Raw genomic sequence first — 24,541 nt, forward strand, 5'->3', positions numbered from 1 at the left:
TTCAACATGTACCACGAGATTCCTTCGGTGGCGAAAAAGGCCACCTGGGGCCTGAAGTACACCCGTTCGATCTCCGACCCGGAATTCAAGACCGGCACCGTCGAGACCGACAAGGAACTGCTGCGCAACCTGATCGCCTACTACTGCGTGCTGGAGGGCATCTTCTTCTACTGCGGCTTCACCCAGATCCTGTCCATGGGCCGGCGCAACAAGATGACCGGCGTGGCCGAGCAGTTCCAGTACATCCTGCGTGACGAATCCATGCACCTGAACTTCGGCATCGACGTGATCAACCAGATCAAGATCGAGAACCCGCACCTGTGGGATGCCGAGATGAAGGAAGAAGCCACCCAGATGATCCTGCAGGGCACCCAGCTGGAAATCGAATACGCCCGTGACACCATGCCGCGTGGGGTATTGGGCATGAACGCAGCGATGATGGAGGACTACCTCAAGTTCATCGCCAACCGTCGCCTGAGCCAGATCGGCCTGAAGGAAGAGTACCCGGGCACCACCAACCCGTTCCCGTGGATGAGCGAGATCATGGACTTGAAGAAGGAGAAGAACTTCTTCGAGACCCGCGTGATCGAGTATCAGACTGGCGGGGCGTTGAGCTGGGATTGATGCCGCTGTTCACCTTGGGTGAATAGACTGGAACACCGAAAAGCCCTGAACTTGTTCAGGGCTTTTTTGTTTGTGTCTGGGCACTGCGTTATGAAACCATGTGCTTCGCTTCCAGCCCTCGCGTTTCGATCAGCGATGTTGTCCATCAATCAGCAACGAGCGCCCTGGCATCGATTTGACGCTAGGTGGGCAACGACAAGTGGCGAGCCTTTCCATGCTCTTGCAGCTCCTGCTCGATAAACGCCGCAATCATCGCCCGATAAACCTGCTCGACCACATCGGGATTGGCAGCGTACTCCTCGGATAATGCCCGCACCACTTTGCAACCCATGCTCAGGCTATGGCATTAGCGATTGCAGGAATCGAAGCGCCCCAAGCGGCGACAAAGGGCGCGACTCAAACGCCCTGAGCCTCTCCGTATTCACCCCATCAGGCATACAACTCGCGCAAAGCCGCCGTCGCCAGAAACCCGGAGCGCGATGCGTAGCGATGATCCTTCTGCACACGCTCGTCAATCCGCTCAAGCAGATGCTCGGGCAGCGAGGCGTTGAATCTCACCGACTTGCCCAGGTAAGGCGTCACATCGAAGTCGACGATGGCCCAGAGACCGCCGGCATAGTCCGGATTGTCCAGATAGACATCGGCCTCCTGCGCATGGGGCAACGGCTCGCCATCCGCCAGCAACCCCTCGAAGTGCAAGGCCAAGGCCTCGTGCACATTCTCCAGGGCTTCGGAAAAAGTGCTTCCGGCAGAAAAACAACCCGGCACATCCGGCACGGTCACGCCGTAGTCCGATTCCGCCTCTTTATGCAATACGACTGGAAATTTCATTGGATACCTCGCCCACATGGAAACACGTCGTGACTGTTTCCATCGCTATACGCTGCGCCCTTCAGGCCAGCCGACTTCAATATGTTATGGAGTGTTCCCCTGGGAACTTCCGCCTTGGGATGGGGAACAGTGACGCGGCCTGTCTTTCTCGGATGCCGAAACTGATGGTGACTTCCCTTCACCGCCACCTCATACCAACCATCGGCCTCGATCAGTTCAATGACCTCTCTGCTTCGCATGCTCACTCCTTGAGCTCTGTTGTGTAAGGTACACACGCGCCTGTTTTACATCAAGCTGAAAATACACACCCTACACAACATTGTTTTTGCCAAGCAAAGAAAGGCCGTGACAAAGCATGTCGCACGGCTGATGCCTGTACCTGGACTGATGCAATCCCTGCGCGCAGTGAGCCGATACCGATAATCGGAATGCTAAAAAAACGTTTGATCAGGACTGAAAACAACTGTACAAAAACACAGTATTCTCAAAACAACCGATCAAGCCCGGAGAGCCCCATGTCCAGCCAAGCCGCCAGCCATGTGATGAGGACCACCGTTGAACGCATCGTTTTGCATCAATTCACGCCCCGACACTGCGTGCAGGCTCGCGCCATGCTGGGTTGGAGCCATGAGCAGTTGAGCCGGGAGTCCGGCGTCTCGGTCGCGGCCATCCAGCGCTTCGAAACCGGCGAACCACTCAAGGATGTCACCCGCCTGGCCCTGGCCTTTCGCTTCGAGGCAGAAGGCCTGGTGTTCTTCCCCGGGTTTGCCCCCGGACGCGGGATGAATATCCGTGGAACCACACCGGACCCAATTGAACGCAAGGATTACGAACTGATCGAATAATCGGCTCACAGCGATGCTGCCGGACTCTCCAGCGCTCGCGTCACCTGATCAACCAGCACCCCCACCGCATGCTCGGTGGAGTCCAACCGCAACACCGGACACGGCAGGCTCCTGATCCAGGTTTCATGGCGTTTGAGGCTGCGCGTGCCATGGTCGCCGGCGTCGTAGCCCGCCGCCCACTCCAGGAAGGTGCGAGTCGCGATAAAACGCTCTCCCCCTTCATGAATCTGCGCGCCGTAGCGCTGGAATTCGCGGGCGCGCAAACGCCGCAAACGGACCTCGGGATCGAGGCGCATGAAGATCGCCAGGGTGAACGTCGGAATCAGCGCATCGCCCCAGCCACAGAGCGAACCGGAGAGCACCCAGTTGTCCTGCCGGGCCAGTTGCTCACTCAGTAACTGCACCCGCTGCTCACGAGGGCGCTTGCAACTGAAGGGCTTGTCGGCGGGCTGCCAATAGAAATTGTCCGAGTCGAAATGCGCAATTCCGAAGTGCTCGGCCAGTGCAGCTCCCAGCGTTGTGGTGCCGGAGCCCGACGCGCCGAAGAGATGAATTCGATGAGCCATGGTCGTTCCTGACGCTCTGCTTCCAGTCTCGAGCGCCATGGTAAACCTGTGCCTTACTGGAGTCTGTACGAAAACTTTCGGCTGGCGATCCGGCGTTTTCGTACAGCACCTAGCTCTGCAATTGCAGCGACCGCCGGATAACCTGCGGCGGCTGGCCATAAGCACGCAAAAAGGCACGACGCATGCGCTCCGGATCGGCGAAACCGGTGTCGCGGGCGACGATATCGATGGAGTGCCAGCCTGACTCCATCATCAACCGTGCCGCTTCCAGGCGCAGGTGTTCAATGGCCTTGGCCGGCGACTGGCCGGTCTCGGCCCGAAACAACCGGCTGAACTGCCGAGGACTGAGGTGAGCAGCCTGCGCCAGTTGTTCAACCGACAAAGGTTGTCGCAGGTTTTGCCGGGCAAAGGCCAGGGCGGTCTGAATGCGGTCGGATTTAGGGTCGAGTTCCAGCAAGGCCGAGAACTGCGACTGACCGCCTGCCCGACGGTGATAAACCACCAGCGAACGGGCGACCTGACGGGTCACCTCGACCCCCAGGTCCTGTTCGACCAATGCCAGGGCCAGGTCAATGGAGGCGGTCATGCCGGCCGATGTCCAGATCGGGCCATCGAGGGTGAAGATCCGATCCTCGTCCAGGGGTACCTGCGGGTAACGCTGTTTGAATTCCCTGGCGTGATACCAGTGGGTGGTCGCGCGGCGACCGTCCAGCAAGCCGGCGGCGGCCAGATGAAACGAGCCGGTGCAGGCCGACGCCACTCGTCGAGCGAAATCCGGCGCCCTGCGCAGGTAGTCGATCAGGCCGACAGATCCCACTGCCAGGTCGTTGTCTCCCACCACCAGCAGCGTGTCGTAGCGTTCGCTCCCAAAAGGTCGCGTCTGGACCGCAAAACCCAGGGAGCTGCTGACCGGTCCGCCGTGCTCGGAAATCAGATCCACCCGATAGACCTGACGCTCCACCTCCAGGTTGGCGTACTCGAAGACCGTTCCGGTGGCCAAGCTCAAGGCCTGGAAGCCCGGAAACAGGATGATGCCAATGCTGATCATGGACGGCGAGCTCCTGATGTCCTGAAAGGTGGGATATATGACATTGATGACAATAGATTAGCTCCATAATCTTATCGCCAGCAACGCCGACATCTCGCCGGCCACTCTGGAGAATTGCCATGACCCAATCATCCTCGAAAGGTTTTGCCCTGATCACCGGCGCCTCTTCCGGTATCGGTGCCGTCTACGCCGACCGTCTGGCACACAGCGGCTACGACCTGATTCTGGTTGCACGCAACCGCGAACGCCTGGAGCAACTGGCCACGCGACTGGGCAACGCCACCCAACGGACCGTCGAAGTGGTCCAGGCCGATTTGAATGACTCGGGCGATCTGGCACGGATCGCGCAAATCCTCGAGCAGGACCAGCGGATCAATGTGCTGGTGAACAACGCCGGCGTCGGGGCATCCGCCTCGCTGCTGGAATCCGAACAAGCGAAAATGGATGCGATGATTCACTTGAACGTCGTGGTGCTGACCCGCCTGGCCAAAGCGGCGGCAACCAACTTCGTGGCCCGCGCTGAAGGGACGATCATCAACATCGCCTCCATCGTCGCCCTGGCGCCCGAGTTGCTCAACGGTGTGTATGGCGGGACCAAGGCTTTCGTGCTTGCATTCACTCAATCCCTGCATCACGAACTGAGCGAAAAAGGCGTCAAGGTCCAGGCCGTATTACCGGGTGCCACCAGCACCGAGTTCTGGGATATCGCCGGTTTGCCGGTCCAGCACCTGCCCAGCGAGATCGTGATGAGTTCCGGGCAGATGGTGGATGCGGCACTCGCCGGCCTGGCCCTCGGCGAACCGGTCACTATCCCTTCGCTACCGGACATTGCCGATTGGCAGGCGTTCGAACAGGCTCGCCAGGCACTCAAACCCAATCTTTCACACAAGGCACCCGCTGCTCGTTATGCCGTAAAAGGCTGATCCTGCGACCTGCCACCCGACCCGGCGGCAGGCCGGCAAGCTACCCGGGCTTATTCAAAGTCCGGGTTCTGTCGCGCATTCGAAGCCTGCTCGTAGCCATAGGCAATCGCCAGCAGTTCGGCCTCGCTCCAACGCGCACCGTAGAAATACACCGAAGTGGGCATACCGTCGGCGTCCATCCCCGAAGGCACGGTAATCCCCGGATACCCGGCAAAGGTTGCGCTTCCCAGCTCAAGAATCGCGAACGGATGGGGATCCCCCAGTGCCGCATCCAGCCCGTTATCCGCCAGCAACTTATCGACGTTGCTGCGCGCCTCATCGCCCAATCCATCTGACAGTTTCAGGTATTCAGCCTCGTCAAACGCCAGCGCATTGGCTCGCTTGAGCAGGTCCTGGTTGTAGTTTCCCTCAGCGGGATGGCTTTCGTTGTAATCCACCAGTGCCTGAAGGGTCGAGACTTGCAAACCTGAACGACTGGCCAGATAGCCGGGCAACACCCGCTTGATCGTCATCTCGAACAGGCGGCTCACCCGCGACCAATCGTTGTCACTCCAATCGGTCCCCTTCAAGTCGACCGGAACCAGTTGCGCACCGGCCCGGCGCAGGGTATCCAGCGCCCGGGCAAACTGCGGATGCTCGTTCAAGTCGGCGCTGCCGGGCTTGAAGCGACTGGGATAGCCGATGACTTTTCCTTGCAGCGCATCGGCTTTCAGCTTTTGCGTGTAGTCCTTCCTGACAGGCACTTGCGCGGTGGCCAGATCACGCGGATCGAGTGCCACCATGGCATTGAGGAGCAATGCCGCATCGCGCACCGTACGCGTGATCGGCCCCGCGCTGTCGAGTTCACGAGAAGCGGGAATGATGCCCGTGCGGCTCAACAACCCTACCGAAGGCCTCAGGCCGACGACGCCGTTCTTCGACGCCGGACAAATCACCGAACCGAAGGTGTCGGTCCCCAACGACAGCGGCGCATACCCCGCAGCGATTGCGGCAGCGGAGCCTGAGCTGGAGCCACAGACGTCGCCAGCCAGCGCATGGGGATTCTTCGTCAGCCCCCCTCGACCGCTCCAACCATCCGGCAATTGGTCACCGCGAAAATTCGCCCACTCGCTCATGTTGGTCTTGCCCAGGATGATCGCCCCCTGCTCGCGGAGTTTCTGCACGATAAAGGCATCGTCAGCCGCCGCGGCCCCGACCATGGCCAATGATCCCGCCGCCGTCTGCATCTGGTCGGCGGTGTGGATATTGTCCTTGAGCAGCACCGGGATGCCATGCAAGGGACCACGCACATTGCCCCCTTGGCGCTCCTCGTCCAGCGTCCGGGCAATCGACAACGCTTCGGGATTGAACTCGATCACCGCTTCAATGGCCGGCCCGAACGAATCCAGATCGACCGCACGGGAGACGAGATAACTCACCAGTTCCTGCGAAGTGAAGTGTCCTTCGGCCAACGCCAGCGCCATCTCCCCGGCACTGGCATAGATCATCTGCGCCAACACGGTGTTTTTAACGCTGGCCTGCGCCGGGAACACGGGTTGGTCGGGGGTGTTCGCTTGACTGCCCAGCGGGGTCAGACAAAGGGCGTGCAAAAACGCCAAGCGGGTGAGCACCCTGGCGTGCTTTCTGAGCATTCGATTCATGACTTCGTGTCCTGATAAAACCAAACGCCCGTGATCCATATCACGGGCGGCGGTCATCCTAATGGGCGCTTCCGTCAGAAGCGCCGGACACAATCGGTTGCAGGCTGAGCGAAAAATCAATGCAAGCCGTGGGACACCCTAGCGAGCCGCAATCGGCGTTTCAGCCGCTTCCGGATGCTCAACTTCCAGCCACCAGGCATAGCCGCGATGCGGTTGCAGCAGGTTGAAGGCCTCGCCCATCCGCGGTGTGGTGATGGATACATTGCGTTCCCAGGCCAGGGCCAGGATCCGGTCGAAGGGTTCATGCCAGGCATGGAAGGACAGATCGAACGTGCCGTTGTGGATCGGCAGCAACCAACGCCCCTGGAGGTCAAGGTGAGCCTGCAGGCTCTGCTCCGGTTGCATGTGCACATGCGGCCAGTCGACGTTGTAGGCACCGGTTTCCATCAGGGTCAGATCGAAGGGGCCGTAATGTTCACCGATCCGCTTGAAGCCCTCGAAGTAGCCACTGTCGCCGCTGAAGAAAATCCGCTGCTCCCCCACCATCATCACCCAGGAGGCCCACAGCGTCTGGTTGCTGTCGAACAGCGTGCGACCGGAAAAATGCTGCGCCGGGGTGGCGGCAAAGCGAATACCGCCCACCTGGGTCTCTTCCCACCAGTCCAGTTGCCGCACCTTCTCGGCCGGGATGCCCCACTTGATCAACTGGTCGCCGACCCCCAGGGGCGCGAGGAAATGTCGCGTCTTGGCGGCAAGTTGCAGGACCGTCTTATAGTCAAGATGGTCGTAATGATTGTGAGAAAGAATCACGCCCTCGATGGGCGGCAATGCTTCAAGGCTGATGGGCGGTTGATGAAAGCGCTTGGGACCGGCCCATTGCACCGGCGACGCACGTTCGGCGAACACCGGGTCGGTCAACCAGAACTGCCCCTGCAGCTTGAGCAACAAGGTCGAGTGGCCGAGACGGAACACACTGAAGTTGTCCGCCGCCAGCAGTTGCTCGCGGGTCAGCTCCAGGACCGGGACGCTGCCGGCCGGGCGGGTATTGCGGGGTTTGTGAAACAGCGCTTTCCAGAAGATACCCAGCATCTTGCCGAACCCACCCCGGGGTGTCGGCACGTGGTTTCGGTACTGCCCCTGCTCCTGCAAGGACGATGGTTTGACGCGGGTAAGCGAACGAGTGGCCATAACGGGGTGACTCCCGGAAACCGCAAAGGGTTCCCACGTTCTTCTGCTGGATGATCGAGAGCCGCTGCACGCAAGCCTTGATCGAATGAAATACTGGAGTGGAACAACTACACTACACAGTGTAGTTTCAAGCTTGCAACAACGCCGCCAATAAGTAAACTACCGAGTGTAACTTTTCTTCTCCTGCCGAAGCCGCCCCATGACCGCTCCCCTACGCCTCACCGACCGCAAACGAGAAGCCATTATCCAGGCGGCCATCGAGGCCTTTCGCGCCGACGGTTTCGAGGTCACCAGCATGGACAAGATCGCCGCCAAGGCCGGGGTGTCCAAGCGCACGGTGTACAACCACTTCCCCAGCAAGGAAGAGTTGTTCGCGGAAATCATGCACCACCTGTGGGCCAGCAGTGCGGCACAAGTGGACATGTCCTACCACCCGGATCGGACCTTGCGCGAGCAATTGCGCGAATTGCTGACCTTGAAACTGCGCCTCCTCAGCGAAAGCAGCTTCCTCGACCTGGCACGGGTCGCGATCGCCGCCACCATCCATGCGCCCGAACGAGCCCAAGGCATGGTCGCGCGCCTGGCGGAACGGGAAGAAGCCTTCAATCAGTGGATTCGCGATGCCCAGGCCGACGGCACCTTCAAGCCCGTGGACCCGGCCTTCGCGGCCGCCCAGTTGCACGGCCTGCTCAAGACCTTCGCCTTCTGGCCACAGATCAGCCTCGGCCAGCCCCCCCTGGACCCGCCGACACAGGCCCGTGTCATAGAGTCGTCGCTGGATCTGTTTCTCGCCGGCTACGAAATCGTCAAATAACCGGCGAATACTGCCAAACCCGCCCCATGCCCCTCGAAATGGCCTGGAAGGACACTGATTATTCTTTACGGAATGCTCGACAATATTCATCCTCCTTATCCGATGAACGGCCGTTCCGTGCAGAACACCACCCTGGTGTTCAGATTAAACAGTGGCGCAAAAAACCTATGCAAATCCAACGAGGCAAAGGGTTATCGTTTGCCAGGCGCATTTACCTACCGCGCACGGTAGGCGTTGGTGTCGGCTGTTTCAGCGTCATCGCCGCGCTCTACCCGTTGGCCATGCCGATGTGGATCTGGATATTGATGGCGATCAATGCCGTGGCCTGGCCGCACCTGGCCTACCAGGTCGCCAAGCGCTCGCCCTTTCCCTACCGGGCCGAACGCCGCAATATCCTGATCGATTCACTGATGGGGGGATTCTGGGCCGCCACTATCCAGTTCACGCCACTGACCACGATCAACATGCTGGCCTTGATGGCCATGCACAACGTTGCAGCCGGCGGACCACGGTTGATGGCCCAGGGGCTGGTCGCCCAGGCCATCGGCATCCTGGTGTCCTGGCTGATCTTCGCCCCGGCCTTCAACCCGCTGACCACGTCGGTGCAGATCTATAGCGTTCTGCCGGTGCTGATCCTCTACCCCCTGGTGATCGGCATGGGCTGCTACCAACTGGCGATCAAGCTGGCCGAACACAAACGCATCCTCAGCGCCCTGAGTCGTACCGACAGCCTTACCGGGCTGCTCAATCACGGTTCCTGGAAAGACCTGCTGCACCTCAAGTTCCACAAATGCCGCTACAGTCAGTGCCGGGCGGTGATTGCCTTGATCGACATCGACCACTTCAAGGCCATCAACGACACCTACGGTCATCTGGTCGGCGACAGTGTGCTGCGTCAATTGAGCAAGGACCTGCGCGACAACCTGCGCGAAGATGACCTGGCCGGGCGCTATGGTGGCGATGAGTTCTGCGTGATCCTGCCGGAGATGTCACTGGAACGGGCCAATGAAGTGATGGAGCGCCTGCGGGAAGCGTTCGGTAACTATCGCAATGCCGATGTCCCGGAATTGCGGGTCAGCCTGAGTATCGGCCTGGCCTCCTGCCGCAAGGATTTCAACGATGCCGGAGCCTGGCTGAACGAAGCCGACAAAGCGCTCTATGTCGCCAAGAACACCGGGCGCAACAAGGTCAACAGCGCGGATGCGGACAACGCTTGTTGCAGCCTGGCCAACCCGGCCTGAGCCGATTCCGCCGGTCTGAGAGGCACTTCAGTCAGTTGTACAATTTCACGCTGCCTTGTATAAGAAAAAGACATCACAAGGCCACTATTCAGCCAGGACTTTCCTGAACGATCACCTTGATAGGGACATGTGCACAACCCAGGCGTTTTCATGGGTGCGGCAGTGCAGTGCTCTGGATCGAAAATGGTTTGCGGCCGCATACGCCGCAGTGAATTGCCAGCCATGGAGCGCTGGCATCGGGCTGTCGCTTCCCTTGCCCTTTCTCGGACAAGCCGCAAGCCGCATGACCAGGGACTGACTCTCACGTTGTATCCCTCTCCGAGCAAATGCCATGCTATTCAATACCTATAAAAAAACCATCAGTGCCCTCCAACAATCCCTGACAGAACAAGCCAACCAGCTCAGCGCCATCGACCGGTCCATGATCGTGATCGAGTTCGACCTCAATGGCACGGTCCTGCGCGCCAACGACAATTTCCTCAAGGCCACCGGCTATCGCCAGGAACAGGTGGTGGGCCAGCCGCACCGGATGTTCTGCACACCCGCCTACGCCCGCAGTGCCGAGTACACGCAGCTCTGGGCGAGGCTGAAGTCCGGCCAGTTCGAAGCCGGGACATTCGAGCGGGTGACGGCCGACGGCCGCTCCGTCTGGCTGGAAGCCAGCTACAACCCGATCAAGGATGACGGGGGCCGCGTGTGCAAGATCGTCAAATATGGTCTGGACGTCACGGCCAGGGTGCAATGCGAGAGTGAGACCAACAGCAAGTTGCAGGCCATCGACCGGGCCATGGCAATGATCGAATTCAATCCCGACGGCAGCGTTATCGCCGCGAACCAGAATTTTCTCGGCCTGATGGGCTACACCCTCGCGGAAATCCAGGGCAAGCACCACAAGATGTTCTGCAGGCCGGACACCACCCACAGCAGCGAGTACCAGGATTTCTGGCGACGGCTGAACCAGGGCGAGTTCTTCAGCGGCCAGTTCGAACGTGTCGGCAAGCGTGGCCAGACCCTGTGGCTCGAGGCCAGCTACAACCCGGTGTACGACGCCAGCGGTCGCCTGTGCAAGGTGGTCAAGTTCGCCACGGACGTCACTGGCCGCGTGGAGAAACACGAACAGGATGCCAGGAGTGCGAGCGACGCCTACCACATCTCGATCGAGACGAGAAAAGTCGCCGAGCACGGCACCGGCGTGATCCAGCAGGCAGCCACCGAAATGCGCGAAATCGCCTCGAACATCGAAGGTTCTTCAGCGTTGATCGCCAAGCTGGGCGAGCGCTCTGAACAAATCACCGCCATCGTCAATACCATTCGCGGGATTGCCGAGCAGACCAACCTGCTGGCGCTGAACGCGGCCATTGAAGCCGCCCGGGCCGGCGAACAGGGACGTGGCTTCGCGGTGGTCGCCGACGAGGTGCGGCTGCTGGCGGCGCGTACCAGCGGCTCGACGGCCGAGATCTCCGAGATGATCGGCATGATCCAGAGCGAAACCCAGCAAGCCATCGACAGCATGACCGGCACCCGCGACCGGGCGGCCAAGGGGGTCGACCTGGCGGACCAGGCCGGCACGGTGATCCTGCAGATTCGCGACGGCGCCAGTAACGCGGTGCAGGCGGTGAGCAGGTTCGCCGGCGACAGGAGCTGACACCCGACAGGCCGGGCAAGCACGCCAGGGAGGGCGTCGCGCAACACGGGATGGGTCTATAGTGAGCCCTGATTCCCAAGCCTTGCAGAGTTCGCCATGACCTCGGAAAACCTCGAAACCAAAAGCCCTGAAGCCTCCTCGAAAAGCGTCGACCACCTGCGTTTCCATCGCCCCCACGCACATTTGTCCAGCACCTTCGGCAACGACACCTTTGCGCTGAAGGCCGAAGCCTTCGCGCGTTTTTTTGGTACGCCGATGTTTCTCGGCGCCCAGACGGTGATCGTCGGGGCCTGGATCATCCTCAACGTCGCGGGTGTGACCCAGTTCGACGTCTACCCGTTCATCCTGCTCAACCTGGCGTTCAGCCTGCAGGCGGCCTATGCCGCCCCCCTGATCCTGCTGGCCCAGACCCGCCAGGCCGCACGCGACAAGGCCCATGCCGACGCGGACGCGCAACACCGTGAAGCCCTGGCGATCGCCAATAGCGAGCGTCAGGCAGCGGCGGCGAAAACCAGCGAACAACTGCTGGCGCTGCTCGAACAGAACACCCAACTGACCGAAATGACCAAGCAACTGACCGAACGCATCGAGGGCCTGACGCTGGAGATGCACGAGCATTTCGTGCGCAAGACCTGATAAACGCTAGTTCAAGAACACCGCTCCCCCTGTAGGAGCCAGCTTTCTGGCGATGAGGCCCGCGAGCCCCGCATCGACCTTGCGGACGCTATCGCCGGCAAGCCGGGCTCCTACAAGGGCCTACGCATTTTCAAGCGGGTATTCCGCCAGCGTGCCCGAGGCGAATGGCCCGGGCCAGTTCGTCGAACAAGGTCACCACCGAGCGCAACGCCCGGCAGTCGGGGCGGGTCAGCAACCATAACGCCGTGTCGTAGCTCGGCGGCACATCCGCCAACGACTGCAAGCCCTGCTGCTCGCCCGACATGAAGTCCGGCAGCACCGCGATCCCCAGCCCGGCCCGCGCCAGCTCCGCCACCGACAACATGCTGTTGCAACGGTAGTTCGGCACCACCCCGGGAAAGCGCTGGCGGCGCCAGCTCACGCTCGGATGATCGGGGAGAAAATCATCCGGGGCGATCCAGGCCAGTCGCTCCAGATCCCCGAGAGCGGCCGTCGACAGATACGCCGGGCTGGCACAGACCCGGTAGGACACCGTGCCCAGGCAGCGCCCCACCAGATGTTCCGGCGGCGAGTCGGTCAAGCGCAAGGCGATATCGGCATCACGCCGGTTCAGGTTGGCAAAATCGTTGGAGGTACTGAGCTCCAGGGTCAGGGCCGGATAAGCCGGCATGAACCGCGCCAGCGCCGGTAACAACAGCACATGCAGGACCGAGGCGGTGCAGGTCAGGCGCACCGTGCCGCTGATCACCTCGCCGCCCTGTTCGAGGCTGACGCACGCCGCCTCCAACGCCTGCTCGGCGCGCTCCGCCTGTTCAGCCAGGGATTGGGCCAGGCTGGTGGGCAGGTAACCGGCGCGACTCTTCTCGAACAACTGCCGGCCCAGCGCCGCCTCCAGCCGACGCACCGAACGGAACACCGTCGACACATCGACCTTGAGCAACCCTGCCGCTCGCGCCAGGGAGCGTCCACGGACCAGCGCGAGTATCAGCGACAGGTCGGCATGCTCGAGCCGATAGTGCATTGGTGCATTGATCACTTGGGTAAATGCCTATATTGAATGCGTCGTCGCCACCTTATAGTTCGCTCAGGGAATCAACAAGCCTGGGGGAAATATCCATGGAGCCACGCTCGCCACACACCGTCCTGAACATCGCCCTGATCGGCGATCACGACCCGCAGATCACCGCTCACCGCGCCATTTCCGAGGCCCTGCAACGGGCGGCCGAGACCGCCGGCCTGAACGTGCAAGCCCAATGGCTGGCTACCGACAGCCTCACGCCGCAGACCGACCTGAGTCTTTTCGACGGTTTCTGGTGCACCCCGGGCAGCCCCTACCGCAGCCTGGAAGGCGCACTGCTGGCGATTACCCATGCCCGCGAACAACGACGCCCGTACCTGGGCACCTGTGCCGGTTTCCAACACGCCATCCTGGAATATGCGCGCCATGTGCTGGGCTGGACGGACGCCGAGCATGGCGAAACCGCGCCCGACTCGCCGCGCGCGGTGATTTCGCCGCTGAGCTGCTCCCTGGTCGAAGCCCACGACCGCATCCGGTTTGTCGACGGCACGCTGATTGCCAAGGCCTACGGGGCACTGGAAACCCATGAGGGTTACCACTGCCGCTACGGCATCAACCCCGAGTTCGAAAGCGCCTTGCTCGACGGCGACCTGCGCGCCAGCGGCCACGACGCCCAGGGCGATCTGCGGGCGATCGAGCTCAAGGGACATCCCTTCTTCGTCGCCACCCTGTTCCAACCCGAACGCGCGGCGCTGGAAGGTCGTACCCCGGCACTGGCCAGCGCATTCCTGGCGGCCTGCGCGAGTCAGCGGCAATGATTGCCCAGACCCCGCAACCGCCGCTTACTCCGTAGTCTTCATCGCCCGGCGCAGCGCCACGATCTCGGGAACGTCCACGCGCCGCTGGTACACCCGCAACGGTTCGCTGATGTTGATCCGCTCATCGATATTCTGTGCCAGCAATAGCTGAATCCGTTCGCGACTGAGGCTCATGGCCTCTTCCGCGATCGGCCGCCAGACAAACTCGCAGGCCGGAAAGATGGCGTCATCCGCCACATCCATGCCGAAGGCGTCCTCACTGAAGCGGACGATGTACTGACCGGTCTTGCGATTGAAGCCGACAAACCCCTTGAGTTGGTCGGCCGCCTGGCAGATGAGCTCGGACGTGATACGCATGGTAAACCTCACTGAAGAGCCGCACGGCTCATGATGGATGGTTTACACGCAGGGCATGCCTGTCCCTCTGGCGGGGAAATAGGCGACAAGTCCTGAAACACAATACCCGATGAACCTGCCGAAAACCGGATCTGGCGCACGTTTGTGGCGGTTTCGCGGTAGCCGCTGTAGCAATCCGTTGTTAAAAGGAAGTCTTCACCCTCCGCGAAAGGAATTCGAGCATGCCCGTCAACTTCACCCAAAGCGCCCTGATGCTGAGCCTGTTGCTGGGCCTCGGCACCGCCCAGGCCAACAGCGCCTCCAGCGACCTCGCAGCCGTAGCCGGTATTCCCCATCCCGCCGTGATCGCCCACCGTGGCGCGTCCTTCGACGCCCCGGAATCCACCGCGGCCTCCTACACCCTGGCCCGCGACCTGGGTGCCGACTACCTGGAGATGGACCTGCAACGCAGCAAGGATGGGGTGATCTTCGCCCTGCACGACAACAACCTGTCACGCACCACCGACGTGGCCAGCAAGTTCCCGGAGCGCAAGGACAGCCCGGCCAACGCCTTCACCTGGGCCGAACTGCAGACCCTGGACGCCGGCAGCTGGTTCAACAAGGCCTACCCCGAGCGCGCGCGCCCGTCCTATGTCGGCCTGAAAATCCTCAGCCTGGACCAGATCATCGACATCGCCCAGGCCAATCCGAAACACCAGCCGGGGCTGTACATCGAGACCAAGGAGCCCAAGCAGTTCCCCGGTATCGAGCATGAGCTGAAGAACAAGTTGCAGGAACGCGGCCTGCTGAGCCAAACGTCGGTGGTGTCCAAGGAACAGCCCCAGGTCGGCCAGGCCAAAGGCAAGGTGATCCTGCAGACGTTCGAGAAGAGCAGCCTGGAACTGCTGCAAAAGGAAATGCCGGACACGCCGAAAATCCTGCTGCTGTGGGTCGGTGAAGGCAGCATCGAGCCCAAGTCGAAGGTGAGCTTTGCCGACTCCGGCGAGAAGACCAAGGCCGCCTACTACGCCAAGCAGGAACCCAAGGACAAGGCCGAGTTCGAGAAGTGGGTCGACTACGCCAAGGCCCAGGGCGCCATCGGTACCGGCCCGTCGGCGGAGCTGACCCAGGGTGGCGACCAGAGCTATTCGGACCTGGTCAAACCCTGGATGAACCAGTACACCCACGACAAGGGCATGCTGGTGCATGCCTACACCATCGACACGCCTACGGACTTCAAGAAGGTGCTGGACGCCGGAGTGGATGGCATCTTCACCAACCGCTCGTCCGAGTTGCTGAAGTACTTCAAGCGCCCGTCACCGAAAACCGTGCCGCAGATCCTCGAGGCCAACGGCTACTGAGCAAGAGGCGGCGTACTCCTTGGAGGACGCCGCCAAACCTGAAGGAGCCGGCTTGCCAGCGATAACCGTTACCAGAGCGCCAAGGTATAGCTGATGATCAGGCGGTTCTCGTCCAGGTCGTTGCCGAAGTTCGAACGCACCGTCGCATTGCGCCACTTCACGCCCAGCCCCTTGAGCGTGCCGTCCTGGAACACATAGCCGATGTCGGTGTTGCGCTCCCACTCCTTGCCTTCACCCGGAATCGTGCGCTGCACATTGTCGCCGGACACGTAGCGGGTCATGAAGGTCAGACCCGGCAGGCCCAACTGCGCAAAGTCGTAGTCATAGCGCACCTGCCAGGAACGCTCGTCGATATTGGCGAAGTCGCCGATCTGCACGAAGTTCACCAGGTACGGATCGCTGTGCCCGATGTAAGGGTACGGGTCCTTGCCGCTCATGCGCTGATAGCCGAACCCCAGGGCATGCCCCTTGAGGCTGTAGGTGAACATGCCCCCCAGTGCCCGGTTATCCAGCGGACGGAAGTTACCGTCCTCGGTACTACGGGCGTAACGCAGGTCGCTCTTCAGGTTCTGGCCCTGGCCCAGGTCCCAGTTATGCACCAGGCCGAGGAAGTTCTGCTGGTAGATATTCTCCAACTTGCCATAGCGGTACTGGGTCAGCAGGCTGGGCGACCACTGATAATCCGCCCCGGCGAACTGGAACTTGTCGCTCGAACCGCCAATGCGGTTGGCGGTCATTTTCTGATTGTCGGTGGAGTCGACATACTTGATCTGGTTGAACGAGCCCCCAGTCAACTTCAAGTGGTCAATTTCCTGCACGTTCAACAAACCGCCCTGGAAGGTGCTCGGCAGCAGACGGGTGTCGTTGGAAATGATCACCGGGTCCTTTATCTGCATGTTCCCCACTTTCAAGGTGCTCTTGGAAAAACGCACCTTGGCCGCCACCGCCAGCTTGCCGTAGCTGTCCTGGGAGCCGCCGTGCCGGGTGTCCGCCGGCAGCAGGCCGGTGCCCGCCGTGCCGCGCCCCGAGTCCAGTTTGTAACCAACCATGCCCAGGGCATCGAGGCCGAAACCCAGGGTTCCTTCGGTGTAGCCGGACTCCATGCGCAACAGGAAACCCTGGGCCCATTCATCGGCCTTTTCCCGCGATCCCGGCTGGCGAAAATCCCGGTTGAAGTAGAAGTTGCGCGCCTCCAGGCTGCCCTTGCTGTCGGCGAGGAAGTCCGCCCGGGCACCCGGCGCACAGAGCAGGCCCAAGCCCAGTAACGTGCCCGCCGGTACCGACAAACGCGAGAAATAATCGAACGGTTTCATGCTGTGCTCCTTTGTTGCGGGCGCGAGCCGACCCTCTCGGGGGCGTTGGGATCGCGACCGATGTGGTTGAAACGTCAGGATCAGGAGTGCCCGGGCCCACGTGGCCCGGGTGCGTCGGGACTCAGCTCGCGAGCTGGCGACCGCGGGTTTCCGGCAGGCTCAGGGCCGCCAGGATCACCACCGCATAGGCACCGGCGGCAAACACCCCGATGCCGACGCCGATCGGCAGGGTTTCACTCAGCGCGCCGATCAGCAGTGGGAACAACGCGGCGATGGAGCGCCCGGCGTTGTAGCAGAAGCCCTGTCCCGAACCGCGCATGCGGGTGGGAAACAGCTCGGTCAGGAATGCGCCCATGCCGGCGAAAATGCCCGAGGCGAAGAACCCCAGGGGAAATCCCAGCCAGAGCATCCAGGTGTTATCGATGGGTAGTTGGGTGTAGGCCAGGACGATGCTCATGGAGCCGAGGGCAAAGAGGATGAAGTTCTTCTTGCGGCCAACGGCGTCGGTCAGCAACGCGCTGCTGACATAGCCGACATAGGAGCCGACGATCACCATCGCCAGGTAACCGCCGGTGCCCAGCACGCTCAGGCCGCGCTCGGTTTTCAGGTAGGTCGGCAACCAGGTGGTGATGGCGTAGTAACCGCCCAGCGCGCCGGTGGTCAGCAACGACGCACGCAAGGTGGTGCTGAGCATGCGTGGCGCGAAGATCTCGAAGAAAGCCCAGGGCGAGGGCTTTTCAGACTGGCCCAGACGCTCGTCCCGGGCCTGCTCGAAAGTGTCGGACTCCTTGACCAAGCGGCGGATCAGCAGCACGAACAGCGCGGGTATCAGGCCGATCATGAACAGCGCCCGCCAAGCCTGCTCCGCCGGCAGAAAGCTGAACAAGCCGGCATAGAGCAAGGCCGTCAGTCCCCAGCCCAGTGCCCAGCCGGCCTGCACCATGCCCACCGCCTTGCCGCGATCCTGGGAACGGATCACCTCGCCGATCAGCACCGCGCCGGCGGTCCACTCTCCGCCAAAACCGAAGCCCATGAGCGTGCGCGCCACCAGCAGTTGGTTATAGTTCTGCGCCAGCCCGCACAGGAAGGTGAAGAAGGCAAACCAGAGCACCGTCAGTTGCAGGGTGCGCACCCGACCGATGCGGTCGGACAGGATCCCGGCGATCCAGCCGCCGGCCGCCGAGGCCAGCAAGGTCGAGGTGCCGATCAGCCCGGCATCGCCCTTGGAAATGCCCCAGGTGGCAATCAGGGTGGGGATCACGAAACTCAGCATCTGGGTGTCCATGCCGTCCAGGGCATAGCCGATCTTGCAGCTCCAGAAGGTGCGTTTTTCATTTTTGCTCAGTGGGCCGTACCAACTGAACGGTCCGGCACGGCTCGCCCCTGAAGGCACGTGGTCAGTCGTGGTGTGTTCCATGGAGGGTTCCTGCGGCAGCAAGGGAAGATGACGGACATGCCTCATTGTTTTTTTGTGAAGGCGTTGTCGTGGAGAGCCGACGCGGTGAGCTGCGTCGTGGAGTGGATTCTTCGCGCCGGAGCGGTACAGCGTCAAACGGGAAAAAAGCCGGTCAATGCATAAGAAAAGTTGATGCCCCTCTCAGGGACGCCTGGCGAAATCCGGGATCGCAGTCCGGGACCGAGGATCAGTTTTTCTTGTTCGCAATGACAGATTTTCTCGTTGGACGAGGCTGTCGCGGCGCCCTAAAAAGGCCTCGACCCAACACAAGAGAGACGTCCGATGAACCTGCCTGCGCTGTCCTTCGACCAGTTGCGCCACCTGGCGCCGCGCGCCTTGCGCCGACACATCGCTACCGACCAGTATCAAGGCCACACCAGCGGCCTGGGCCAGGGCCGGGTGCAAGCCAATATCGTGATCCTGCCCGGGGACTGGGCCGACGAGTTCCTGCGCTTCTGCACCCTCAATCGCCAGGCCTGCCCGATACTGGACATCACCCGACCCGGGGACCCGCTGTTCCGTCACCTGGGCGAACACGTCGACATCCGCCACGACGTGCCCCGCTACCGGGTCTATCGCCAGGGCGAGTTGACGGAGCAGCCGCAGAACATCAAGCACCTCTGGCGTGACGACCTGGTGGCCTTCGCCATCGGTTGCTCATTCTCCTTCGAACAACCCTTGCTGGAGGCCGGCATCGATCTGCGCCATGTCAAATTGGGCCGCAACGTGGCGATGTACCAGACCGATATCGACACCCGCCCCACCGAACGCCTGCAAGGCAAGCTGGTGGTGAGCATGCGGCCACTGAAGGCCGCCGATGCGATCCGGGCGATCCAGATCACCGGGCGCATGCCCAACGTGCATGGCGCACCGGTGCACATCGGCGACCCGCGGCTGATCGGTATCCATGATCTCGGCGCACCGGACTACGGTGACGCCGTGCCGCTGGCCGACGATGAACTGCCGGTGTTCTGGGCCTGCGGGGTGACCCCGCAAGCGGTGGTGCAGGCGTCACGCCCACCGTTGTGCATCACCCACGCGCCGGGCTGCATGCTGGTGAGCGATCTGCACAATCACAGCCTTTGACTCAGGCGGTGGTGTTCACCGAAGTGCCCGAGGTGCTGCTGCCCTCTTCCTGCAAGGCGTTGGTCAGGGCGGCGGTGACCGTCGCAATGGAACCGGCAATGGAAGACACCTGCGACTCCGCGGACGATAGCGCAGTGGCCTTGGCGTCCGGGCTGTCATTGCTCGACTGGGCCTTCTGCATCTGCAGCTCCGCTTGCTGCAACTGCTTTTGCAGATCGGCCAGTTGCTTTTGCAGCTCCTTGACCGTCTCGGAGGAGGAAGAGGAGCTGGAGCTCGAACTGCCGCCGCTGCCGGACGCGCCGCCAGAGCCCGTCACTTGGCTGGTGTCGACCTTGGTGGTGCCACTGGCGGCCCCTGTGGTGCTGGTGCTGCTGGTGTCACTGCTGGTGGTGCCGGTGGTCTTGTTGGTGCTGGTGGTGGAAACGCTTGAAGCAATGTTGACCGAAGTGATGCCGACCATGGAGGATCTCCCGATTCAGTTATAGGCAGTCTTATGATCGACAGCTTTACAGCATGATTGAGAGTGATTCTGTATCACACGTGTCAGCGCCCCGATACAAGCCCACATCCTTGTGGCTGCGGGTCAGGCCCCGAGGCGGGCCGTCACATCATTCAACTGCCCCGACAAGCCGTGCAGGTTCTGGCTGGCGGCTTCGGTGCGCTTGACGTTGTCCAGATTGGTACTGGCGATGGCGGTGATCTCGGTCAGGTTGCGCGAAATGTCCTCGGCCACCGAGGTCTGCTCTTCGGCGGCGGTGGCGATCTGCCGGTTCATGTCGCGGATCGCTTCCACGGCAGTGGTGATGCGCTCGAGCATGGCGCCGGCCTCGGTCACCTGCTCGACGCTCTCTTCACTGCGGGCCTGGCCGCCCTCGATGGCCTGCGCCGCATCCACCGCGCCGGTCTGTACCGAGTGGATGATCTGGTTGATCTCGGCGATGGAGTCCGCCGTACGCTGGGCCAGGCTGCGCACCTCATCGGCGACCACTGCAAATCCGCGTCCGGCTTCCCCGGCACGGGCAGCCTCGATGGCGGCGTTGAGAGCCAGCAGGTTGGTCTGCTCGGCAATCCCACGAATCACTTCCAGCACCTTGCCGATCCGCCCACTGTCGGCTTCCAGGCGTCGAATGACCGTGGCGGTGGTGGTGATCTCGCCACGCATGCGGGTAATGGTCTCGATGGTCGATTGCATCACCAACTCACCCTGCTGGGCCGAGCGATCGGCATCATCCGCCGCCGTCGCGGCATCCCCGGCATGGCGGGCGACCTCCTGGGCGGTGGCGGACATTTCGGTCATGGCGGTGGCCACCTGGTCGGTGCGCTCGAACTGTTCGTGGGTGCCTTGGGCCATCAGGCCGGCAATCGACTTCAGCTCGCCGCTGGCGCCGTCCAGGTCCGAGGTGCTGCGCTTGAGGTGACTGAACGTCTCCGCCAGGAAGTCGCGCAGGGTATTGGCCGCCACCGCCAGGTGACCCAACTCGTCCTGGCGATTGGCACTCACGCGATCATCGAACTTGCCATGGCTCAATTGCGCCACATAGGCAATCAGGCGGCGGATCGGGGCCACCAGATTGCGGTTGATCAGCCACAGGCTCAACAGGCCGATCAACAGCCCCGACGCCAGCAACACCAGGATACCGATCCAGATGGTCCGTTCGGCCTCGGCACTGATGGCCATCGACTGTTCATCACCCTGCTTGCGCAACTGGGCGACCAACGTACTCATCTGCTCGCTGGCGGCGCGGTCCATGCCCTTGACCGCCTGGTCACCGGCACTCGGGTCGGCCCCGGCAGCCAGGTAGGCCTCGCGACCTTTCAAGTAGGCGCTGCCCAGCAAACGGTGTTCTTCACGCAGTTGCTCGATCTGTGACTTGAGCCGTGCATCCATGCCCGGCTGGGCGGCCAGACGACCGAGAATATCCTGCACATCGCGCTGGCGAGCTTCAAACTGCGACCAGTACCGGTTCAGATCCTGGGGTTGCTTGCCACGCAGCAGGACGTCCTTCCACTCCTGCACCTGGGCCTTGAATTGCACGTTGGCCTCGTCGATCAGGTGCGAGGTGTGCAAGGGGCCTTCGATCAGGTCGCGATACGCCTGGACGCCATTGGACAGGAAGTGGAAACAGGTCAGCGCGATCAGCAACATGGCGATCAGGCTGCCGCTCAGGAGCGTGAGAATTTGGGCTCTCAAGGATTTCTGCAACATCGGGAGAATCTCTGGACAAGGATTGAGCGTTCCCTGTGGGAAACGCAAGCAGTCGAACATCCCTGTCAGCGACAACCGGGCACATGGCCAAGCAGTTCAGTGGGTTACATCACTACCATCGGCACGCCAGTGCGGCGCTTGAATTGAGCCGACCATCGGTCAATGGCGCGCATCATATCCGTCGTCCGGTGAAAAAAGTGCCACCCCCTCACGTCCACGCAAACCCGCTGGCGGGTGACCCGGAGGGCTCCCGGATCCTGGCGACGCCGGACGTTTCGCAAGCGCCAGGATTACTGACCTGGAGCAGTCTGTCTGTAACATTTTGCAACGATCATGTCTGGCATCCGTTCTCAAAAAGGATTTACGGCATGGCCACCCCGTCATTGACTGCCGCCTCGCCCGCCCAGGACACAGGCAAACCCCAGCTCGAAAGCAAACCCCGCGTCCTCACCGCCGTGATCTTTTTCGCGATGCTGGCCATGGGGCTGCTGTTCACCGCCTACAGCCTGATGCACGACATGCACGACTTCGGCACCGTGGTCACCACCTGGACGCCCTTCCTGCTGCTCGGCGTGGCGCTGTTGATCGCCCTGGGCTTCGAGTTCGTCAACGGTTTCCACGACACCGCCAACGCGGTGGCCACGGTGATCTACACCCATTCCCTGCCGCCGCATTTCGCGGTGGTCTGGTCCGGCTGCTTCAACTTCCTCGGCGTGCTGCTCTCCAGCGGTGCTGTGGCCTTCGGAATCATTGCCCTGCTGCCGGTGGAACTGATCCTGCAAGTAGGCTCCTCGGCCGGCTTCGCGATGATCTTCGCCCTGCTGATCGCCGCCATTCTGTGGAACCTCGGCACCTGGTGGCTGGGCCTGCCGGCCTCCTCGTCCCACACCCTGATCGGCTCGATCATCGGCGTGGGCGTGGCCAACGCGCTGATGCACGGGCGCGACGGCACCAGCGGCGTGGACTGGAGCCAGGCGATCAAGATCGGTTACGCCCTGCTGGTGTCGCCGCTGGTGGGTTTCTTCTGCGCCGCCCTGCTGTTGCTGGCCCTGCGCCTGCTGGTCAAGAACCGTGCACTGTACAAAGCGCCCAAGGGCAAGGCGCCACCCCCGTGGTGGATTCGCGGCCTGCTGATCCTGACCTGTACCGGTGTGTCCTTCGCCCACGGTTCCAACGACGGTCAGAAGGGCATGGGCCTGATCATGCTGATCCTGGTCGGCACCCTGCCAATGGCCTACGCCCTGAACCGCACCATGCCGGCCGACCAGGCGCTGCAATTCGCCGCGGTTGCCGAAGTCACCCAGCAGGCGCTGGTGCGCAGTGCGCCGCAACCGGCCCCGGCCGACCCGCGCCAGACGCTCTCGGAGTATGTGCGCAGCAAACAGGCGACACCGGAACTGATCCCGTCACTGGCCGCCCTGGCCGGCGACATCGGTACCGAAGTCAAAGGTTACGGCTCGCTGGCCAAGGTCCCGGCTGAAGCCATGGGTAACGTGCGCAACGACATGTACCTGAGCAGCGAAACCATCCGCCTGATGGACAAGGACAAGGTCGGCAACTTCGATGCCGACACCCAGGGCAAGCTGCAGCTGTTCAAGCAGCAGATCGACGGCGCCACCCGCTTCATTCCGCTGTGGGTGAAGATTGCCGTGGCCATCGCCCTGGGCCTGGGCACCATGGTCGGCTGGAAGCGTATCGTGGTCACCGTGGGCGAGAAGATCGGCAAGAGCCACCTGACCTACGCCCAGGGCGCCTCGGCGGAAATGGTCGCCATGCTGACCATCGGCGCGGCGGACATGTACGGCTTGCCGGTGTCCACCACCCACGTCCTGTCCTCGGGCGTGGCCGGGACCATGGTCGCCAACGGCGGTGGCCTGCAGATGCGCACCATCCGCAACCTGGTCATGGCCTGGGTCCTGACCCTGCCGGCGGCGATCCTGTTGTCGGGCAGCCTGTACTGGTTGTTCACGAAGCTGTTCTGAGCCCTGCCCCGGGACCGCATGCCCATGGCATGCGGTCTGCTTCAAGCGTCAGCCAGATCCTCCTGCATCACCTGCCCCAACCACGCCATGAACACCCGCACCCGCCGGGGCAAATGGCGTTGCTGGGCATACAGCAGCGACACCTCCAGCGGCGCCGGCAGACAGTCGGGCAACACCTCGACCAATGCACCGCTGTCCAGATGCTTGCGCATGCCGGAGTACGGCGCCTGGATCAGGCCGAACCCGCCCAGGCAAGCCGCTTCATAGCAATCGATATTGTTCACCGTGACACTGCCGGCCATCGGCACCTGTTGCAGCTTGCCGTTGTGCAGGTACTCGAACCCCGAGGAGCGGGCGCCCAGCACGCCGACATAGTGCACCAACCGATGGTTGGCCAGATCGGCGACGGACTCCGGTCGGCCATAACGCTGCAGATAGGCGGGACTGACGCAGTTGACCATTCGTAGCGCGCACAAATGCCGAGCCACCACCGATTGATCGGGTTGCGCGCCGACCCGCAGCACACAATCGAACCCTTCACTCAGCAGGTCGACGCGGCGGTCGGTGCCGCTGATCTCCAGCTCGATCAGCGGATGACGGGCCATGAACTCCGGCAGGCGCGACATGATCACACGACGGGCCATGACACTGGGCATGTCGAACCGAATACGCCCGGCGAGCAGGGCCGCATCCTGACGAAACAGGCCTTGCAGCTCATCCATCTGCGCCAGCAGGTCCTTGCTGCGTTCATACAGCACCAGGCCGTCCTGGGTCGCCTGGACCTTGCGCGTGGTGCGCTGCAACAGGCGCGTGCCCACCAGCTCCTCCAGCGCCTGGACGTGCTCGGACACACTGGACCTGGGCAAGCCGAGACTTTCCCCCGCCTGGGTGAAACTCGACAGTTCGGTGACCCGGATAAAGGTCCGCAACAGGTCCAGCTTGTTCATGACGGCGCTTCCCTATT

Annotated in this window: 24 protein-coding genes and 2 pseudogenes; 11 read left to right on the top strand and 15 right to left on the bottom strand. The window is 61.9% G+C overall.

The features are described 5' to 3' along the window. Positions 1-624 (top strand): ribonucleotide-diphosphate reductase subunit beta (locus UCMB321_RS20250; RefSeq protein WP_040070207.1); only part of this gene is annotated, 624 nt, incomplete at its 5' end. Between the two features lie 181 nt (positions 625-805). Here UCMB321_RS20250 and UCMB321_RS30810 read toward each other — a convergent pair. From UCMB321_RS30810 to UCMB321_RS30280, 3 genes and pseudogenes are all read right to left on the bottom strand, one after another. Beyond that, a pseudogene (locus UCMB321_RS30810) lies at positions 806-940 on the bottom strand (chorismate mutase); the annotation flags it as partial. Between the two features lie 113 nt (positions 941-1,053). Next, on the bottom strand, positions 1,054-1,455 hold the full coding sequence (locus UCMB321_RS20260) for a type II toxin-antitoxin system HicB family antitoxin (RefSeq protein ID WP_040070208.1): 402 nt from the start codon (positions 1,453-1,455) through the stop codon (positions 1,054-1,056). Beyond that, the gene (locus tag UCMB321_RS30280) at positions 1,452-1,694 is read right to left on the bottom strand and encodes a type II toxin-antitoxin system HicA family toxin (RefSeq protein WP_084615118.1); all 243 of its coding nucleotides are present in this window, start codon (positions 1,692-1,694) and stop codon (positions 1,452-1,454) included. The genes UCMB321_RS20260 and UCMB321_RS30280 overlap by 4 nt, the downstream gene beginning before the upstream one ends. A 276-nt stretch (positions 1,695-1,970) precedes the next feature. Here UCMB321_RS30280 and UCMB321_RS20265 point away from each other — a divergent pair, with 276 nt between their 5' ends. After that, positions 1,971-2,300, top strand: coding sequence for a helix-turn-helix domain-containing protein (locus UCMB321_RS20265; protein ID WP_040070209.1), 330 nt, complete (start codon positions 1,971-1,973; stop codon positions 2,298-2,300). Positions 2,301-2,305: 5 nt separating this feature from the next. Here the strand turns inward: UCMB321_RS20265 and UCMB321_RS20270 are convergent, their stop codons facing one another. Beyond that, positions 2,306-2,866, bottom strand: a complete 561-nt coding sequence (locus UCMB321_RS20270) for an AAA family ATPase (RefSeq protein WP_040070210.1) — start codon at positions 2,864-2,866, stop codon at positions 2,306-2,308. 109 nt (positions 2,867-2,975) lie between these two features. Beyond that, on the bottom strand, positions 2,976-3,914 hold the full coding sequence (locus UCMB321_RS20275) for a GlxA family transcriptional regulator (protein ID WP_040070211.1): 939 nt from the start codon (positions 3,912-3,914) through the stop codon (positions 2,976-2,978). 119 nt (positions 3,915-4,033) lie between these two features. Between UCMB321_RS20275 and UCMB321_RS20280 the strand changes: the two genes are divergently transcribed. Next, complete coding sequence (locus UCMB321_RS20280) at positions 4,034-4,837, top strand: SDR family NAD(P)-dependent oxidoreductase (protein ID WP_040070212.1); 804 nt, start codon at positions 4,034-4,036, stop codon at positions 4,835-4,837. A gap of 50 nt (positions 4,838-4,887) precedes the next feature. On the opposite strand, the gene UCMB321_RS20285 is transcribed toward UCMB321_RS20280, so the two are convergent. Both UCMB321_RS20285 and UCMB321_RS20290 read right to left on the bottom strand, forming a co-directional pair. Beyond that, the gene (locus tag UCMB321_RS20285) at positions 4,888-6,477 is read right to left on the bottom strand and encodes an amidase family protein (RefSeq protein ID WP_245220833.1); all 1,590 of its coding nucleotides are present in this window, start codon (positions 6,475-6,477) and stop codon (positions 4,888-4,890) included. A 138-nt stretch (positions 6,478-6,615) separates the two neighbouring features. Further along, complete coding sequence (locus UCMB321_RS20290; RefSeq protein ID WP_040070214.1) at positions 6,616-7,665, bottom strand: MBL fold metallo-hydrolase; 1,050 nt, start codon at positions 7,663-7,665, stop codon at positions 6,616-6,618. A 199-nt stretch (positions 7,666-7,864) separates the two neighbouring features. Here UCMB321_RS20290 and UCMB321_RS20295 point away from each other — a divergent pair, with 199 nt between their 5' ends. From UCMB321_RS20295 to UCMB321_RS20310, 4 genes are all read left to right on the top strand, one after another. Beyond that, positions 7,865-8,479 carry a TetR/AcrR family transcriptional regulator gene (locus UCMB321_RS20295; RefSeq protein ID WP_040070215.1) on the top strand — a complete coding sequence of 205 codons (615 nt, stop codon included), beginning with the start codon at positions 7,865-7,867 and terminating at the stop codon, positions 8,477-8,479. Positions 8,480-8,646: 167 nt separating this feature from the next. Beyond that, positions 8,647-9,720 (top strand): diguanylate cyclase, encoded by a 1,074-nt coding sequence (locus UCMB321_RS20300; protein WP_040070216.1) that lies wholly within the window; start codon positions 8,647-8,649, stop codon positions 9,718-9,720. 331 nt (positions 9,721-10,051) lie between these two features. Next, a complete protein-coding gene (locus UCMB321_RS20305) occupies positions 10,052-11,365 on the top strand; it encodes a methyl-accepting chemotaxis protein (protein ID WP_040070217.1) in 1,314 nt (437 codons plus the stop codon). Between the two features lie 96 nt (positions 11,366-11,461). Further along, complete coding sequence (locus UCMB321_RS20310; protein WP_040070218.1) at positions 11,462-12,001, top strand: DUF1003 domain-containing protein; 540 nt, start codon at positions 11,462-11,464, stop codon at positions 11,999-12,001. Between the two features lie 130 nt (positions 12,002-12,131). On the opposite strand, the gene UCMB321_RS20315 is transcribed toward UCMB321_RS20310, so the two are convergent. Beyond that, positions 12,132-13,022: a LysR family transcriptional regulator gene (locus UCMB321_RS20315; RefSeq protein ID WP_245220834.1), complete on the bottom strand. Its 891-nt coding sequence runs from the start codon at positions 13,020-13,022 to the stop codon at positions 12,132-12,134. Positions 13,023-13,117: 95 nt separating this feature from the next. On the opposite strand from UCMB321_RS20315, the gene UCMB321_RS20320 reads away from it, so the two are divergent. Further along, positions 13,118-13,837 carry a CTP synthase C-terminal region-related (seleno)protein gene (locus UCMB321_RS20320; protein ID WP_040070220.1) on the top strand — a complete coding sequence of 240 codons (720 nt, stop codon included), beginning with the start codon at positions 13,118-13,120 and terminating at the stop codon, positions 13,835-13,837. Positions 13,838-13,861: 24 nt separating this feature from the next. Here UCMB321_RS20320 and UCMB321_RS20325 read toward each other — a convergent pair whose 3' ends face one another. Continuing rightward, positions 13,862-14,194, bottom strand: coding sequence for a DUF2025 family protein (locus tag UCMB321_RS20325; RefSeq protein ID WP_040070221.1), 333 nt, complete (start codon positions 14,192-14,194; stop codon positions 13,862-13,864). 221 nt (positions 14,195-14,415) lie between these two features. Between UCMB321_RS20325 and UCMB321_RS20330 the strand changes: the two genes are divergently transcribed. Continuing rightward, positions 14,416-15,534, top strand: a complete 1,119-nt coding sequence (locus UCMB321_RS20330) for a glycerophosphodiester phosphodiesterase (RefSeq protein ID WP_040070222.1) — start codon at positions 14,416-14,418, stop codon at positions 15,532-15,534. A 68-nt stretch (positions 15,535-15,602) separates the two neighbouring features. On the opposite strand, the gene UCMB321_RS20335 is transcribed toward UCMB321_RS20330, so the two are convergent. Together UCMB321_RS20335 and UCMB321_RS20340 are read right to left on the bottom strand one after the other, a co-directional pair. Beyond that, a complete protein-coding gene (locus tag UCMB321_RS20335) occupies positions 15,603-16,847 on the bottom strand; it encodes an OprD family porin (protein ID WP_040070223.1) in 1,245 nt (414 codons plus the stop codon). 121 nt (positions 16,848-16,968) lie between these two features. Continuing rightward, positions 16,969-18,264: an MFS transporter gene (locus UCMB321_RS20340; RefSeq protein ID WP_040070224.1), complete on the bottom strand. Its 1,296-nt coding sequence runs from the start codon at positions 18,262-18,264 to the stop codon at positions 16,969-16,971. A gap of 321 nt (positions 18,265-18,585) precedes the next feature. Between UCMB321_RS20340 and UCMB321_RS20345 the strand changes: the two genes are divergently transcribed. After that, the gene (locus tag UCMB321_RS20345) at positions 18,586-19,389 is read left to right on the top strand and encodes a putative hydro-lyase (RefSeq protein WP_040070225.1); all 804 of its coding nucleotides are present in this window, start codon (positions 18,586-18,588) and stop codon (positions 19,387-19,389) included. Between the two features lies 1 nt (position 19,390). On the opposite strand, the gene UCMB321_RS20350 is transcribed toward UCMB321_RS20345, so the two are convergent. The 3 genes and pseudogenes from UCMB321_RS20350 to UCMB321_RS31835 all read right to left on the bottom strand — a co-directional run. Next, complete coding sequence (locus UCMB321_RS20350; RefSeq protein ID WP_040070226.1) at positions 19,391-19,849, bottom strand: hypothetical protein; 459 nt, start codon at positions 19,847-19,849, stop codon at positions 19,391-19,393. A 123-nt stretch (positions 19,850-19,972) separates the two neighbouring features. Then, entirely contained in the window at positions 19,973-20,740 is a 768-nt protein-coding gene (locus tag UCMB321_RS31830) for a methyl-accepting chemotaxis protein (protein ID WP_425338591.1), read from the bottom strand. Between the two features lie 165 nt (positions 20,741-20,905). Further along, positions 20,906-21,655, bottom strand: a pseudogene (locus UCMB321_RS31835) (methyl-accepting chemotaxis protein); the annotation flags it as partial. 308 nt (positions 21,656-21,963) lie between these two features. On the opposite strand from UCMB321_RS31835, the gene UCMB321_RS20360 reads away from it, so the two are divergent. Continuing rightward, a complete protein-coding gene (locus UCMB321_RS20360) occupies positions 21,964-23,577 on the top strand; it encodes an inorganic phosphate transporter (protein WP_040070228.1) in 1,614 nt (537 codons plus the stop codon). Between the two features lie 41 nt (positions 23,578-23,618). Here UCMB321_RS20360 and UCMB321_RS20365 read toward each other — a convergent pair whose 3' ends face one another. Continuing rightward, a complete protein-coding gene (locus UCMB321_RS20365; protein ID WP_040070229.1) occupies positions 23,619-24,524 on the bottom strand; it encodes a LysR family transcriptional regulator in 906 nt (301 codons plus the stop codon). Between the last annotated feature and the right edge of the window lie 17 nt (positions 24,525-24,541).

It is taken from the genome of Pseudomonas batumici (assembly GCF_000820515.1).
In the GTDB taxonomy this organism is placed as follows: domain Bacteria; phylum Pseudomonadota; class Gammaproteobacteria; order Pseudomonadales; family Pseudomonadaceae; genus Aquipseudomonas; species Aquipseudomonas batumici.

Bases quoted from the DNA above. Each gene is read 5' to 3' on its own strand.
- UCMB321_RS20330 (WP_040070222.1), top strand. From the start codon at position 14,416: ATGCCCGTCAACTTCACCCAAAGCGCCCTGATGCTGAGCCTGTTGCTG.
- UCMB321_RS20280 (WP_040070212.1), top strand. From the start codon at position 4,034: ATGACCCAATCATCCTCGAAAGGTTTTGCCCTGATCACCGGCGCCTCT.
- UCMB321_RS30280 (WP_084615118.1), bottom strand. From the start codon at position 1,694: ATGCGAAGCAGAGAGGTCATTGAACTGATCGAGGCCGATGGTTGGTAT.
- UCMB321_RS20325 (WP_040070221.1), bottom strand. From the start codon at position 14,194: ATGCGTATCACGTCCGAGCTCATCTGCCAGGCGGCCGACCAACTCAAG.
- UCMB321_RS20340 (WP_040070224.1), bottom strand. From the start codon at position 18,264: ATGGAACACACCACGACTGACCACGTGCCTTCAGGGGCGAGCCGTGCC.
- UCMB321_RS31830 (WP_425338591.1), bottom strand. From the start codon at position 20,740: ATGGCCCAAGGCACCCACGAACAGTTCGAGCGCACCGACCAGGTGGCC.
- UCMB321_RS20345 (WP_040070225.1), top strand. From the start codon at position 18,586: ATGAACCTGCCTGCGCTGTCCTTCGACCAGTTGCGCCACCTGGCGCCG.
- UCMB321_RS20305 (WP_040070217.1), top strand. From the start codon at position 10,052: ATGCTATTCAATACCTATAAAAAAACCATCAGTGCCCTCCAACAATCC.
- UCMB321_RS20275 (WP_040070211.1), bottom strand. From the start codon at position 3,914: ATGATCAGCATTGGCATCATCCTGTTTCCGGGCTTCCAGGCCTTGAGC.
- UCMB321_RS20260 (WP_040070208.1), bottom strand. From the start codon at position 1,455: ATGAAATTTCCAGTCGTATTGCATAAAGAGGCGGAATCGGACTACGGC.
- UCMB321_RS20295 (WP_040070215.1), top strand. From the start codon at position 7,865: ATGACCGCTCCCCTACGCCTCACCGACCGCAAACGAGAAGCCATTATC.
- UCMB321_RS20365 (WP_040070229.1), bottom strand. From the start codon at position 24,524: ATGAACAAGCTGGACCTGTTGCGGACCTTTATCCGGGTCACCGAACTG.
- UCMB321_RS20320 (WP_040070220.1), top strand. From the start codon at position 13,118: ATGGAGCCACGCTCGCCACACACCGTCCTGAACATCGCCCTGATCGGC.
- UCMB321_RS20350 (WP_040070226.1), bottom strand. From the start codon at position 19,849: ATGGTCGGCATCACTTCGGTCAACATTGCTTCAAGCGTTTCCACCACC.
- UCMB321_RS20265 (WP_040070209.1), top strand. From the start codon at position 1,971: ATGTCCAGCCAAGCCGCCAGCCATGTGATGAGGACCACCGTTGAACGC.
- UCMB321_RS20315 (WP_245220834.1), bottom strand. From the start codon at position 13,022: ATGCACTATCGGCTCGAGCATGCCGACCTGTCGCTGATACTCGCGCTG.
- UCMB321_RS20310 (WP_040070218.1), top strand. From the start codon at position 11,462: ATGACCTCGGAAAACCTCGAAACCAAAAGCCCTGAAGCCTCCTCGAAA.
- UCMB321_RS20270 (WP_040070210.1), bottom strand. From the start codon at position 2,866: ATGGCTCATCGAATTCATCTCTTCGGCGCGTCGGGCTCCGGCACCACA.
- UCMB321_RS20300 (WP_040070216.1), top strand. From the start codon at position 8,647: ATGCAAATCCAACGAGGCAAAGGGTTATCGTTTGCCAGGCGCATTTAC.
- UCMB321_RS20290 (WP_040070214.1), bottom strand. From the start codon at position 7,665: ATGGCCACTCGTTCGCTTACCCGCGTCAAACCATCGTCCTTGCAGGAG.
- UCMB321_RS20335 (WP_040070223.1), bottom strand. From the start codon at position 16,847: ATGAAACCGTTCGATTATTTCTCGCGTTTGTCGGTACCGGCGGGCACG.
- UCMB321_RS20360 (WP_040070228.1), top strand. From the start codon at position 21,964: ATGGCCACCCCGTCATTGACTGCCGCCTCGCCCGCCCAGGACACAGGC.
- UCMB321_RS20285 (WP_245220833.1), bottom strand. From the start codon at position 6,477: ATGAATCGAATGCTCAGAAAGCACGCCAGGGTGCTCACCCGCTTGGCG.